This is a genomic window from Azospirillum sp. VT-I1 (genome assembly GCF_055698305.1).
Map to the genome: position 1 here is coordinate 1552368 of NZ_CP168800.1, position 12148 is coordinate 1564515.

Genomic DNA, 12148 nt, shown 5'->3' on the forward strand with positions numbered 1-12148 from the left:
GCTTTTTCCGCCAGATCGGAGAATGGTGTCAGATGAACAGCATGGCGCCGCCCTTCGGCGCGTCGTTCAGGAAGGTGACGACGCCGCCAGTGGCGACCGGCACGTCGGCGCGCAGCTGTACGCCCGCCGGCAGGCCGAGGGCGCGCAGCCCCATCTCGCAGGCCATCACCGTCACCCCCATGGCGACGCAGGCCTCCAGCAGCTCCTCGAAGGTGGCGAGGCCGTGGGCGGCGAAATAGCGGTCGCGCGCCACCGGCGAGCTGCCGTCGTCGGCCGGGTCCAGATCGTGCCAGCCCATCACCCCCGGCTCGCTCTCATGCACCAGGGCGCGCAGCGCGCGACCGGTGAAGAACAGCGTGACCTTGCGGTTGGTGGCCGCCGCCGCGCTGGCCATCACCAGGGCGTAATGGACGCGGTCGAAGCCGCCGGCGAACAGCACTATGGACAGGGCCGAGGTGCTCTCGGAAATCTGCGACATGGTGGTGGACATGATGGGCCGCCTCCCGTCTTTCCCGTGGCGCCCGTCAGTGGGCGGAGAGATCGTGGATGGTCGGATGATCGCCGCAAAGCGCGCAGTCGGGATCCCGCCTGATGGCGATGCGCTGATAGGACGCATAGAGCGTGTCCATCATCAGCAGGCTGCCCGACAGGCTTTCGCCCAGCCCCAGCAGCTCCTTCAGCACCTCCGTCGCCTGCAGCGAGCCGACGAAGCCGGCCAGCGCCCCCAGCACCCCGCCTTCCGAGCAGGACGGCACGGTGCCGCGCGGCGGCGGTTCGGCGAACAGGCAGCGATAGCAGGGGTGCGGCGCGCCCAGATGGGCCTTGAAGGTGCTCAGCTGCCCGTCGAAGCGCAGGATCGCCGCCGACACCAGCGTCTTGCCGGCCAGGAAGCAGGCGTCGTTCAGCAGGAAGCGCGTGGCGAAATTGTCCGACCCGTCGGCGACCAGATCGTAGCGGCCGATCAGGTCCATCGCGTTGTCGCGGTTCAGCCGCATCCGGTGGACCTCTACCCGGACATCGGGGTTCAGCGCGCGGATGCGCGCGGCCGCACTCTCCACCTTCGGGAGGCCGAGCGTCGATTCGTCGTGGATGACCTGCCGCTGCAGGTTCGACAGGTCGACCGTGTCGTCATCGACGATGCCGATGGTGCCGACGCCGGCCGCCGCCAGATAGAGGAGAAGGGGCGCGCCAAGGCCGCCGGCGCCGACGACCAGCACCTTGGATCGCAGAAGCCGCTCCTGCCCGATGCCGCCGACTTCCGGCAGCACGATATGGCGGGAATAGCGGTGAAGCTGGGTGTCCGTGAAGTCCATGGCGCGCAGCATAGCGCAAGGATGCGCCGTTGCGGCAACATTCGATGCGGCATTTTCCGACCCGCGGACGCCGCCCGGCGCCCCCTTGGCCCCGTCAGGCCTTGGTCGACGTCGTCTTCGCTTCCGACGCCCACTGGCGCAGCCGGGTCTGCCGTTCGCGCAGCGTCTTGGCGATGGCGCTTTCCTGGTTCAGGCCCGTTTCGGACAGCTCCGCGTTGCGCGGCACGAGGTTCAGCATGAAATCGGACGGCGACTTCAGGTCGGACGGCGGGACCACCACCATCGTGTATTGGCCGGGCTCCAGCTTGTAGGTCGGCTTCTGCAGGAAGGTCTGCTGGGCATCGGGCTTGCCCGAGTCGCTGGCGGCGACGACCTTGCCGTCCTTGTCCATCAACGCCCAGCGCGTATTGGGAAGCGATATGTTGGCGGTGAAGTTGCCGCCCTGCAGAACATTGAAGGTGTGCTTCTGCACGCCGGTATCGCCGTTTCCCGGCGGCTGTGCGGTGCCCTTCAGCGTCGCGCCGGCCCCGGTCACCAGGATGTTCTGCCGCTCCGTCACCTCCAGCGAATAATCGCGCACGCCCGCCGCCCGGTTGGCCTGGGAAATGGTCGCCGTGTAGGTGCCGGGCCCCAGCCGCGCGGTGACGTCCGACGCCGATTCCTTCGACCGGATGGTCGTCACCACCTCGTCCCGCTCGTTGCGGATCTCGACGTTGGTGAAGGTGTCGTTGATCTTGAAGTTGAACTCGCCGGCCTTGTCGACCGTGAAGGTCTGGGTGTCGGCGTTGGCTCCGTCGAACCCGATCTTGGTCGTCTGCCCCTTGAGCTGCGAGAAGGAACTGCTCGACAGGTTCGGGACGTAGGTGGCGGCGGTCACATCCGACATGACGGTCACTCCCCGGCGGTGCGGACGGAAAAGGCTCTGGCGTCGCCGGGAACAATAGCCGAAACCGCAAATTCCGTCAAATTTCAGGCCGGAATTTCGCGGATAGGCTGCGGAGCGGGGACGGCCGGCGCCCCGCTCCGCGGCAGAGCCGGTTACTCCAGCCCTTCGAACAGGGCGGTCGACAGGTAGCGCTCGGCGAAGGACGGCAGGATCACGACGATCTGCTTGCCCTCATTCTCCGGACGGGCGCCGACCTCCAGCGCCGCGGCGAGTGCGGCACCCGACGAGATGCCGACCGGAACGCCTTCCAGGCGGGCGACCTTGCGGGCGGTCTCGAAGGCGCGCTGGTTGGAGATGCGCACCACCTCGTCGATCAGCTCCTTCTTCAGGATGTCGGGGACGAAGCCGGCGCCGATGCCCTGGATCTTGTGCGGGCCGGGCATGCCGCCGGACAGGACCGGGCTGTCCTCCGGCTCCACCGCCACGGCCTTGAAGGAGGGCTTGCGCGCCTTGATGACCTCGGCGGTGCCGGTCAGGGTGCCGCCGGTGCCGACGCCGGAGATCAGGAAATCGACCTGACCGTCGGTGTCCTTCCAGATCTCCTCCGCCGTGGTGGCGCGGTGGACGGCCGGGTTGGCGGTGTTCTTGAACTGCTGCAGCAGGTAGGCGTTCGGATCGGCGGCCAGGATCTCCTCCGCCTTGCGGATGGCACCCTTCATGCCTTCCGCCGCCGGGGTCAGCACCAGTTCGGCACCCAGCAGCTTCAGCATCTTGCGCCGTTCGACCGACATGCTTTCCGGCATGGTCAGGATCAGCTTGTAGCCCTTGGCGGCGGCAACGAAGGCCAGCGCGATGCCGGTGTTGCCGGAGGTGGGCTCGACCAGGGTCGTGCGGCCGGGAGCGATGGTGCCGGCGGCCTCCGCGGCGTCGATCATGGCGCGGCCGATGCGGTCCTTGACGCTGGCCAGCGGATTGAAGAACTCCAGCTTGCCGATGATCTGGGCCTTGACCCCGGCATCGTCGGCAAGGCGGTTCAGCCGCACCAGCGGCGTGGCGCCGATCGTGTCGAGGATGCTGTCATAGATCTTGCCACGGAATTCGGGTGCAGCCATGATTCCACCTCTGAGATTTGTGTTATAACTGAGTTCAACACCCCGGGCAGAGCATTATCCAGCACGGGAGGCCTGTCAAACGGGAAGTGGGGATGCCGGTCCGCCGGTGCGACCGGACGGGCGGCGGCACCGCGGCGGAAACGTCAGATGGTGAAGTCGATCCGATCCTCGGTCTCGCTCTCCACCCCGGCGCGGCGGGCGCGCATGCACAGGTCCTCGACCGTGATGGTGTCGAGCTTCGCCATGCATTCCTCCTGCAGTTCGCCCCACAGCGGACGCACGACCTGATGGCCGAGGATGGAGCCCGCCGGCTCTTCGATCGGGTCGGTGGCGGTCTCCATCGAACGGACGACGCGCACGATCTCGCCCAGCGTGATCCGCCGCCGCTCACGCGCCAACCGGTAGCCGCCGCGCGGCCCCCGCACCCCGGCCAGCACGCCTTCGCGCACCAATTGCTGCAGCACCTGTTCCAGGTAGCGCTTCGGAATGCCCTGGCGCCGGGTGATCTCCCCGGACTGCACCGGCTCGGTGCCCGCGTTGTAGGCGATGTCGAGGACCGCCTCGATGGCGAACATCAGCTTCTTGGAGATGCGGAGCATCACGAGCGACTCCCGATGGTCTGACTGTGCGTGCCGCGGTGGCGGGGGTTCGGCAAATCCTGCGCACGCCGGCCTCACACCGGTGCGCAGGTGGAAACGCCGTCATCTCCCCCATTTCCGCCTGTTGGTTAAGAGGCGTTTTACACCTCCAGCGCGGGAATTCACAACAGGATTTGTCGCAGACAGACTCGGGAAAAAGCTCCGCTGCCCACACGCCACCTCGGGCGCCACCTCGGGCGGATCCGCGGGAGGGCCGTCGTCACGGCGCGGCGGTCCAGGCCACCTCCCCCAGATCCTCGCGGAAGGCGAAGCGCTTCAGATGGTCGACGACCACCCCCTGCATGCGCTCCATCTGTCCGGCATCCTCCACCTCGACGGTCAGGGTCAGCCCTTCGGCGTCCGCCGCCATCCGGCAGCGGCGGTCGGGCGCGAAGGGCACCAACCCGGTGTCCTCGTCATAGGCGACCTCGAACTTATGCGCCCAGTGCTTGCACAGCTGGGTCATGTAGCGGCGGCCGTTGGCGGTCGCGATGCGGGCGGTCGATGCAGCCATGGTCTTCCTCTCCTTCCTTGTTCAGGTCCGTTCGACCGCGCGGGCGGCGGCGTCGATGGCGTCGGCGATGGCCTGGGTCTGCTCCGCCGTCAGATCGCCGCGCGACAGGCGCAGCCGCAGGGCCAACTTGAAGTTCTCGACGGCGCGGACGATCTGCGGCGAGGATTCGCGCTGCTGGCGGGCCTTCGCGTGGGCGATCCGTTCGCGCACCGCGGCCACCGCCGGCTCCGCCGCCTTCAGCGCCTCCGCCCCCTCGGGCGTGATCTCGTACAGCTTCTTGTTGCCTTCGGTCGAACCGACGCGGATGTGGCCCTGCTCCTCCAGCAGGGTCAGCGTCGGGTAGACGACGCCCGGGCTGGGGCTATAGGCGCCGCCGACCATCTCCTCGATGGTCTTGATGAGGTCGTAGCCGGAGCGCGGCTTCTCCGCGACCAGCCACAGCAGGACGAGGCGCAGGTCGCCATGGTCGAAGACGCGCCGCTCTCCCCGGCCGCCACCGAAGCCGCCGCCCCGCCCGCGCCCGAAACCTTCCCAGCCGCCGCGATGCCCATGACGGCCGCGCCCGTCCGGCGCCTCATCGTCGAAGTCCGGACGGGAGAAGCGGCGCCCGCGCCCATGAAACAGATGCCGAAGCATGGAACCCTCTCTTGATGCAGTTTCGATATAACGAAATCTTAGATATATCGAAACACGCTCTTCGACAAGGGGGTGCGTTCGGATGAGCGCACACGCGCCCCTGCGAAGCGCCGTCGACCGCAAATCACTGTCGCCCACCCAGCCGAAGGGGCTATAACCGACGCCCTGGCTTTGCTTTCGCGCGTGTGTGCCCTGATGTCCCTTCGGATCGAGACCTTTTCCAACGTCACCGGCGGTTCCAGCTTCTTCAAGGCGGTGGGCCATCCGCTGGCGGCGCCCAAGGCCGCGATCCTGATCGCGCGGCTGGCCTCCTACGGCCCGGTGGCCGTCTATGACCCGCTGGGCCTGCTGTCCGGTCTGGCCGAGTTCTACGACCTGTCGGCGGTGCCGGTCTGCGGCATCTATGTCCAGGACGTGGAACAGGTGGGGAAGGAGGTGTTCGGCCACGCCGCCCGTCCGGTGACCGACCTGCCGTCCAGCGGCGCCCGCACCGTCTTCATCGTCGCCTTCGATTCGCAGCGCTTGGAAGGCCACATCGCCCACCTGATTCCGAAGCAGGCCGGCGTCGTCTCGCTGGACGCCATGCGCGTGCCGGAGGACATGCTGAACGACCCCGGCCATTACCTGTCGAAGTTCAACTGGGCGACCAACTTCGCCTGGTTCCGCGACGGCGACGGCCATCACACCCGCGTGGTGTCGGCCAACTACTGGCCGCGCTACGGCGCCAAGGGCACCCGGCTGTGGGCCTGCCTGTTCGACGGCGAGGGCCGCCCCATCGCCGACTGGACGGAGCCGATGCCGCCGTCCGACGGCACCGTGGTGATTGACAGCCGGCAGGTGCGGGAGCGCTTCAACCTGTCCCCCTTCTGCGGGTCGCTGTTCCTGCACGTCATCGGCGCCGCCGGCCACGACGTGGTGAAGTACGCGCTCGACACCTATGGCGACGACGACGGCGTTCTGTCCTGCACCCACGACGCCAACGCCTGGCCGGCCGACCTCTATGCCGGCCTCCCCGCCCCGCGCGAGGGCGAGCGGGTGTCCCTGTGGATCCAGAACAGCCACCCCACCCCGATCCCGGCCGGCGCCGTCGGGCTGAACCTGATGGGCTCGGCGGAAATCCGGACGCTGGACAGGACGATCCCGGCCTTCGCCACGGTCGAACTGGATACCGCCAGCCTGTTCCCCGAGGCCCGCTGGCCGCAGCAGTTCGAGGTGCAGGCCGGCAAGCACTTCGTCCGCCCGCGCTACGAGATCGTCGCCGCCGACGGACGCCGCCGCATGGCCCACGCCAATGTCGAGCGCACCGACCTGAAGCCGGACCCCAAGCTGCCGCTGCTGACCGGCGGCGCGGTGGACAAGGGCGTGGTCGGCAAGGGCCACATCCTGCCGGCCCCGCTGCTGCCGATGGGCCGCTGGCGCACCACCCTGCTGCCGACGCCGATGAGCACGGCGCAGACCGAACTGCCGGTGAAGGCCGTCGTCTACGACCGCAACGGTGAGGCCGTCGCCGAGCATCGGTTCGGCAACCTCAAGCGCTCCGACAGCAAGGCGCTGGACGTGACGGGGCTGGTCGCCGACAGGACGGTCGTCGACAATTGGGGCCATGTCGAGCTGGTCTATGATTTCGAAGCCGGAACGATTGCCGACGGCTGGCTGCACGCCCTGGTCCGTTACGAAGACGTAAAGACCGGCCATGTGGCGGAAACCAGCTTCGGCAGCCACATGTTCAACATGGCGATGGTCTACCGCGAGGAACCGCAGAGCTACCATGGCCGCCCGCCCGGCCTGTCGACCCGCCTGTTCCTGCGGCTGGGCACCGACCCGTGGGATACGCTCTGCCACCTCGTCTACCCTGCCTCGACCCGGTGGCATGCCACGTCCGACACCAAGCTGATCCTGCGGCGGCGCGACGGCGTGGAGGTGGCGCGGAAGCAGTTGGAAATCCCCTGCGGCGGCTCACGCTTCTGGCGCTATCACGAGATGTTTTCGGAAGCGGAACGGATTGCCGCGGGCGACCACGCCTATGTGCTGATCCGCGATACCACCTGCCGCCTGTTCGGCTACCATGGCTGCCTTGCTGCCGGTGAAAGCGCCTTCAGCCTCGACCATATGTTCGGTTTCTAGAACCGTTCCGATCGCCTTCCATTCTGCCGATACACTGCGGGATCACACCCATGGCTACCACGCACCACACCAAGGTCCTCATCATCGGCGCCGGCCCGGCCGGCTACACCGCCGCCATCTATGCTGCGCGCGCCAACCTGGAACCGCTGATGGTCCAGGGCATGCAGCCGGGCGGTCAGCTGATGATCACCACCGATGTGGAGAATTTCCCCGGCTTCGCCGATCCGATCCAGGGCCCCTGGCTGATGGAGCAGATGCAGAAGCAGGCGGAGCATGTCGGGACGAAGATGGTGTTCGACCTGATCACCGACGTCGACTTCACGCAGCGTCCCTTCGTCTGCAAGGGCGACAGCGGCGACACCTACACCGCCGACAGCGTCATCATCGCCACCGGCGCCCAGGCGCGCTGGCTCGGCATCTCGACCGAGGAGATCTACCGCGGCTTCGGCGTGTCGGCCTGCGCCACCTGCGACGGCTTCTTCTTCCGCGGCAAGGAGGTCGCGGTGATCGGCGGCGGCAACTCCGCCGTCGAGGAGGCGCTGTACCTGACCAACCACGCCACCAAGGTGACGGTCATCCACCGCCGCGACAGCTTCCGCGCCGAACGCATCATGCAGGACCGCCTGTTCCGCCATCCGAAGATCGAGGTTGTGTGGGACAGCACGGTGGAGGAGATCGTCGGCGAGGGCGACGGCACCATGGGCAACCCGCGCGCCGTCACCGGCGTGCGCATCAAGAACGTCAAGTCGGGCGAGGAGCGCGTGATCCCGGTGGCCGGCGTCTTCGTCGCCATCGGCCATGTGCCGGCGACCGGCATCTTCCAGGGCAAGGTGGAGATGGACGAGTCGGGCTACATCATCACCGCCCCCGATTCGACCGCCACCAACATCGCCGGCGTTTTCGCCGCCGGCGACGTGAAGGACAAGATCTACCGTCAGGCGGTCACCGCCGCCGGCATGGGCTGCATGGCGGCGCTGGAGGCCGAACGCTGGCTCGCCCACCACGAACCGGCCGCCGGCGCCCATGGCGATCCCAGCCCGGCGGGGACCTGGTGAGCTGAGGGTCGAGTTCCAGCGGCGGGTGCCCCCTCCCTAACCCTCCCCACCTTCGGTGGGAGAGAGAACTCCGTCGCTTGTTTGCAGACCATTGCGCTGACAAGCGTCCAATCCCCTCTCCCGCGGAACGCGGGGAGGGATAGGGAGGGGGCACCCGCCGCACCTGCACCCCCTCCCCATATCCCCTATGCCCTTGACGGGCTTTGCACAAAGCCCCGACTGTGATTCCCTTGGCGCTCCAACCGCGAGGGAGTCCTCTTGCCTACGCTGAAACGCGGCCTGACCCTGCTGGTCACGGTGGCCGTCACCCTGCTGGGCCTGCTGCTGGTCACCTTCCTGATCGGCCGCGTGGTGCCGATCGACCCGGTGCTATCGGCGCTCGGCGACCGGGCCAATGCCGAAAGCTATGCGCAGATGCGCACGCAGCTTGGTCTCGACTTGCCGCTGTGGCAGCAGTTCCTCCGCTATGTCGGCGACGTGCTGCAGGGCGACCTCGGCACCTCGGTGCTGACCTCCCGCCCGGTGCTGGAGGACGTGCTGCGGGTCTTCCCGGCGACGCTGGAACTGGCGACCGTCGCTGCCGTCGTCGGGGCGCTGCTGGGCATCCCCGCGGGGGTGTTCGCCGCCGTCAACCGTGGGCGCTGGCCCGACCATGCGATCCGCCTGCTCGGGCTGCTCGGCCATTCGGTGCCGGTCTTCTGGCTGGGACTGATGGCGCTGCTGCTGTTCTACGCCAAGCTGGACTGGGCGCCGGGGCCGGGCCGGGTCGACGTCTTCCATGAGGGGATGGTCGATCAGGTGACCGGCATCGTCACGGTCGACGCGCTTCTGGCCGGCGAAACGGACATCTTCTGGAACGCGGTGGGCCATCTGGTTCTGCCGTCGGCCATCCTAGGCCTCCATTGCGTCGCCTACATCGCGCGTATGACGCGCGGCTTCATGCTGGACCAACTGCGCCAGGAATACATCACCACCGCCCGGGTGAAGGGCCTGTCGGAGACCCGCGTGGTCTGGGGCCATGCGCTGCGCAACATCACGGTGCCGCTGATCACCGTCATCGCGCTGTCCTATGCCAGCCTGCTGGAGGGCTCGGTCCTGACAGAGACGGTGTTCGCCTGGCCCGGCCTGGGGCTCTACATCACCAATTCGCTGCTCAGCGCCGACATGAACGCGGTGCTGGGCGGGACGCTGGTGGTCGGCGGGGTCTTCATCGCGCTGAACCTGCTGTCCGACCTGCTCTACCGCCTTCTGGATCCCCGGGCCCGATGACCGTGCACACCGAAACCCGATCCGCCGGCTGGCGGGACTGGCTGACCACCGACACGCCGCACTCCCGCGCGCAGGCCCGGCTGGGCCGCGCCTGGGCCGGCTGGACCGCCTTCCGCCGCAACCGGCTGGCCGTCGCCGGGCTGTTGATCGTGCTGGCCCTGGTGGTCGTCGCGGCATTGGCCCCTGTGCTCGCGCCCTACCACCCCTATGCCCAGGATTTGAACAACCGGCTGATGCCGCCCAGTGCGGCCCATTGGCTGGGCACCGACGCCTTCGGGCGCGACATCCTGTCCCGCCTGATCCATGGCGCGCGGCTGACCTTGATGATCGTGGCGCTGGTGGCGGCGACCGCCCCGCTGGCCGGGCTGGTGATCGGCACGGTCGCCGGCTATTTCGGCGGCTGGATCGACACCGTGCTGATGCGCATCACCGACATCGCACTCGCCTTCCCCAAGCTGATCCTGGCGCTGGCATTCGTCGCGGCTCTGGGTCCCGGCATCGAGAATGCGGTGATCGCCATCGCCATCACCTCCTGGCCGCCTTACGCTCGCATCGCGCGGGCGGAGACACTGACCGTCCGCCGCGCCGACTTCATCAGCGCCGCCCGTCTGCAGGGCGCCTCCAGCCTGCGCATCATCCTCGGCCACATCATGCCGCTGTGCATCGCCTCGCTGATCGTGCGGACGACGCTGGACATGGCCGGCGTGATCCTGACCGCCGCCGGATTGGGCTTCCTCGGCCTCGGTGCCCAGCCGCCGCTGCCGGAATGGGGGGCGATGATCGCCAGCGGCCGGCAATATGTGCTGGAGCAATGGTGGGTCGCCGCCATGCCGGGCCTCGCCATCTTCGTCGTCAGCCTGGGCTTCAACCTGCTGGGCGACGGGCTACGCGACGTGCTGGACCCGAAGGGGGACTGACCCATGGCCGATAAAATGACGGCGGACAACACCCCCCTGCTGGAAGTCTCCAACCTCCGCGTCGCCTTCCCCACCCGCAACGGCGTAGCCGAGGCGGTGCGCGGCGTCTCCTTCACTCTGGGGCGGGAGAAGCTGGGCATCGTCGGCGAGTCGGGCTCCGGCAAGTCGATGACCGGCCGCTCCATCCTGCGCCTCGTGCCGCCGCCGGGCCGGGTAACCGCCGACCGGCTGGCCTTCAACGGCGAGGATCTGCTGGCGGCGTCGCCCAAGCGCATGCGCGACATCCGCGGCCGGCGCATCGCCATGGTGATGCAGGACCCGAAATACTCGCTCAACCCGGTGATGACCGTCGGCCGCCAGATCGCCGAGGCCTACCGCGTCCACAGCAAGGCCAGTGCGGCAGAGGCCAAGCGCCGGGCGCTGGAGATGCTGGCCGCCGTGCGCATCCGCGATCCGGAGCGGGTCTATGACCGCTACCCGCACGAAGTGTCGGGCGGCATGGGCCAGCGCATCATGATCGCCATGATGCTGATCCCCGACCCCGACCTGCTGATCGCCGACGAGCCGACCTCCGCTCTCGACGTCACCGTGCAGATGCAGGTGCTGGCGATCCTGGACGACCTCTGCTCCCAGCGCGGCATGGGCATGATCTTCGTCAGCCACGACCTGAACCTCGTCGCCTCCTTCTGCGACCGTATCCTCATCATGTATGCCGGCCGGGTGGTGGAGAGCTGCCGCGCGTCGGAATTGCATGCCGCCCAGCACCCCTACACCCGCGGCCTGCTGGCCAGCCTGCCCAGGATCGACGAGCCGCCGGGCGACCTGCCGGTGTTGAGCCGCGACCCGGCCTGGTTGGCCGATAGGTTGGCCTATGGGCTGGAGGCGTAAGGATGATGATCGACATCCGGGATCTGCGGGTCCGCTTCGGCCAGGGCGCCGATACCGTCACGGCGGTGGACGGCGTCACCCTGTCGGTGCGGGAGGGCGAAAGCTTCGGGCTCGTCGGCGAATCGGGCTCCGGCAAATCGACCGTCCTGCGCGCGGTCAGCGGCCTGAACGACGAGTGGACCGGCCGCATCGCCGTCGCCGGTACGGAGCAGGGGCCGAAACGCCGGAAGGACTTCTACAAGCTCTGCCAGATGGTGTTCCAGGACCCCTACGGCTCCCTGCATCCGCGCCACACCGTGGACCGCATCCTGGCCGAGCCCATCGCCATCCATGGGCTGGGCGATGCCCACGCCCGCATCGACCGGGTGCTGCGCGATGTCGGGCTCGGCCCTGCCTTCCGCTTCCGCTACCCGCACCAGCTCTCAGGCGGCCAGCGCCAGCGCGTCGCCATCGCCCGCGCCCTGGTGCTGGAGCCGCGGGTACTGCTGCTGGACGAGCCGACCTCCGCCCTCGACGTCTCGGTCCAGGCGGAGATCCTGAACCTGCTGCGCCGGCTGCGGGCGGAGCATGGCCTGACGCTGGTGCTGGTCACCCACAACCTCGCCGTCGTCGCCAACCTGTGCGACCGCTTGGCGGTGATGAACCGCGGCCGTCTGGTGGAGGAGATGAGCGTGGAGGAGTTGCGCCGCGGTGCCGCGCGCGAGCCCTACACCCTGCAACTCCTGCGTGCCAGCCAGGGCTACGATCGCGCGGCGGCGGAGGGGTTCCGGGATTATGCGTGAGGGTGGGGGCAACC

13 protein-coding genes are annotated in these 12148 nt (G+C 68.2%); 6 read left to right on the forward strand and 7 right to left on the reverse strand.

What is annotated here, in order from left to right:
• Positions 1 to 28 precede the first annotated feature (28 nt).
• The 7 genes from AB8P05_RS07455 to AB8P05_RS07485 all read right to left on the reverse strand — a co-directional run bounded on the left by AB8P05_RS07455 (position 29) and on the right by AB8P05_RS07485 (position 5099).
• Positions 29 to 490 (reverse strand): DsrE family protein, encoded by a 462-nt coding sequence (locus AB8P05_RS07455; RefSeq protein WP_472757490.1) that lies wholly within the window; start codon positions 488 to 490, stop codon positions 29 to 31.
• Between the two features lie 34 nt (positions 491 to 524).
• Complete coding sequence (locus AB8P05_RS07460; protein ID WP_455172591.1) at positions 525 to 1313, reverse strand: HesA/MoeB/ThiF family protein; 789 nt, start codon at positions 1311 to 1313, stop codon at positions 525 to 527.
• Positions 1314 to 1407: 94 nt separating this feature from the next.
• Positions 1408 to 2199: a hypothetical protein gene (locus AB8P05_RS07465; RefSeq protein WP_472757491.1), complete on the reverse strand. Its 792-nt coding sequence runs from the start codon at positions 2197 to 2199 to the stop codon at positions 1408 to 1410.
• Positions 2200 to 2351: 152 nt separating this feature from the next.
• Positions 2352 to 3311: a cysteine synthase A gene (gene cysK, locus AB8P05_RS07470; protein WP_455172593.1), complete on the reverse strand. Its 960-nt coding sequence runs from the start codon at positions 3309 to 3311 to the stop codon at positions 2352 to 2354.
• Positions 3312 to 3454: 143 nt separating this feature from the next.
• Entirely contained in the window at positions 3455 to 3910 is a 456-nt protein-coding gene (locus tag AB8P05_RS07475; RefSeq protein WP_111067213.1) for an RrF2 family transcriptional regulator, read from the reverse strand.
• A 259-nt stretch (positions 3911 to 4169) separates the two neighbouring features.
• Positions 4170 to 4463 (reverse strand): DUF2218 domain-containing protein, encoded by a 294-nt coding sequence (locus tag AB8P05_RS07480; protein WP_472757492.1) that lies wholly within the window; start codon positions 4461 to 4463, stop codon positions 4170 to 4172.
• A 21-nt stretch (positions 4464 to 4484) separates the two neighbouring features.
• Positions 4485 to 5099, reverse strand: coding sequence for a PadR family transcriptional regulator (locus AB8P05_RS07485; protein WP_455172595.1), 615 nt, complete (start codon positions 5097 to 5099; stop codon positions 4485 to 4487).
• A gap of 195 nt (positions 5100 to 5294) precedes the next feature.
• Here AB8P05_RS07485 and AB8P05_RS07490 point away from each other — a divergent pair, with 195 nt between their 5' ends.
• The 6 genes from AB8P05_RS07490 to AB8P05_RS07515 all read left to right on the forward strand — a co-directional run bounded on the left by AB8P05_RS07490 (position 5295) and on the right by AB8P05_RS07515 (position 12134).
• A complete protein-coding gene (locus tag AB8P05_RS07490; RefSeq protein WP_472757493.1) occupies positions 5295 to 7223 on the forward strand; it encodes a hypothetical protein in 1929 nt (642 codons plus the stop codon).
• A 50-nt stretch (positions 7224 to 7273) separates the two neighbouring features.
• Entirely contained in the window at positions 7274 to 8278 is a 1005-nt protein-coding gene (trxB, locus tag AB8P05_RS07495) for a thioredoxin-disulfide reductase (RefSeq protein WP_472757494.1), read from the forward strand.
• A 258-nt stretch (positions 8279 to 8536) separates the two neighbouring features.
• On the forward strand, positions 8537 to 9547 hold the full coding sequence (locus AB8P05_RS07500; RefSeq protein WP_472757495.1) for an ABC transporter permease: 1011 nt from the start codon (positions 8537 to 8539) through the stop codon (positions 9545 to 9547).
• Complete coding sequence (nikC, locus tag AB8P05_RS07505; protein WP_472757496.1) at positions 9544 to 10464, forward strand: nickel transporter permease; 921 nt, start codon at positions 9544 to 9546, stop codon at positions 10462 to 10464. The genes AB8P05_RS07500 and nikC overlap by 4 nt, the downstream gene beginning before the upstream one ends.
• Positions 10465 to 10467: 3 nt before the next feature.
• Positions 10468 to 11352 (forward strand): ABC transporter ATP-binding protein, encoded by an 885-nt coding sequence (locus AB8P05_RS07510; RefSeq protein ID WP_472757497.1) that lies wholly within the window; start codon positions 10468 to 10470, stop codon positions 11350 to 11352.
• A 2-nt stretch (positions 11353 to 11354) separates the two neighbouring features.
• Positions 11355 to 12134 (forward strand): ABC transporter ATP-binding protein, encoded by a 780-nt coding sequence (locus tag AB8P05_RS07515; RefSeq protein ID WP_472757498.1) that lies wholly within the window; start codon positions 11355 to 11357, stop codon positions 12132 to 12134.
• Positions 12135 to 12148: the final 14 nt, after the last annotated feature.

Coding starts and splice junctions, on each gene's coding strand:
- AB8P05_RS07455 (WP_472757490.1), bottom strand. CDS start 490: ATGTCCACCACCATGTCGCAGATTTCCGAGAGCACCTCGGCCCTGTCC.
- AB8P05_RS07460 (WP_455172591.1), bottom strand. CDS start 1,313: ATGGACTTCACGGACACCCAGCTTCACCGCTATTCCCGCCATATCGTG.
- AB8P05_RS07465 (WP_472757491.1), bottom strand. CDS start 2,199: ATGTCGGATGTGACCGCCGCCACCTACGTCCCGAACCTGTCGAGCAGT.
- cysK (WP_455172593.1), bottom strand. CDS start 3,311: ATGGCTGCACCCGAATTCCGTGGCAAGATCTATGACAGCATCCTCGAC.
- AB8P05_RS07475 (WP_111067213.1), bottom strand. CDS start 3,910: ATGCTCCGCATCTCCAAGAAGCTGATGTTCGCCATCGAGGCGGTCCTC.
- AB8P05_RS07480 (WP_472757492.1), bottom strand. CDS start 4,463: ATGGCTGCATCGACCGCCCGCATCGCGACCGCCAACGGCCGCCGCTAC.
- AB8P05_RS07485 (WP_455172595.1), bottom strand. CDS start 5,099: ATGCTTCGGCATCTGTTTCATGGGCGCGGGCGCCGCTTCTCCCGTCCG.
- AB8P05_RS07490 (WP_472757493.1), top strand. CDS start 5,295: ATGTCCCTTCGGATCGAGACCTTTTCCAACGTCACCGGCGGTTCCAGC.
- trxB (WP_472757494.1), top strand. CDS start 7,274: ATGGCTACCACGCACCACACCAAGGTCCTCATCATCGGCGCCGGCCCG.
- nikC (WP_472757496.1), top strand. CDS start 9,544: ATGACCGTGCACACCGAAACCCGATCCGCCGGCTGGCGGGACTGGCTG.
- AB8P05_RS07510 (WP_472757497.1), top strand. CDS start 10,468: ATGGCCGATAAAATGACGGCGGACAACACCCCCCTGCTGGAAGTCTCC.
- AB8P05_RS07515 (WP_472757498.1), top strand. CDS start 11,355: ATGATGATCGACATCCGGGATCTGCGGGTCCGCTTCGGCCAGGGCGCC.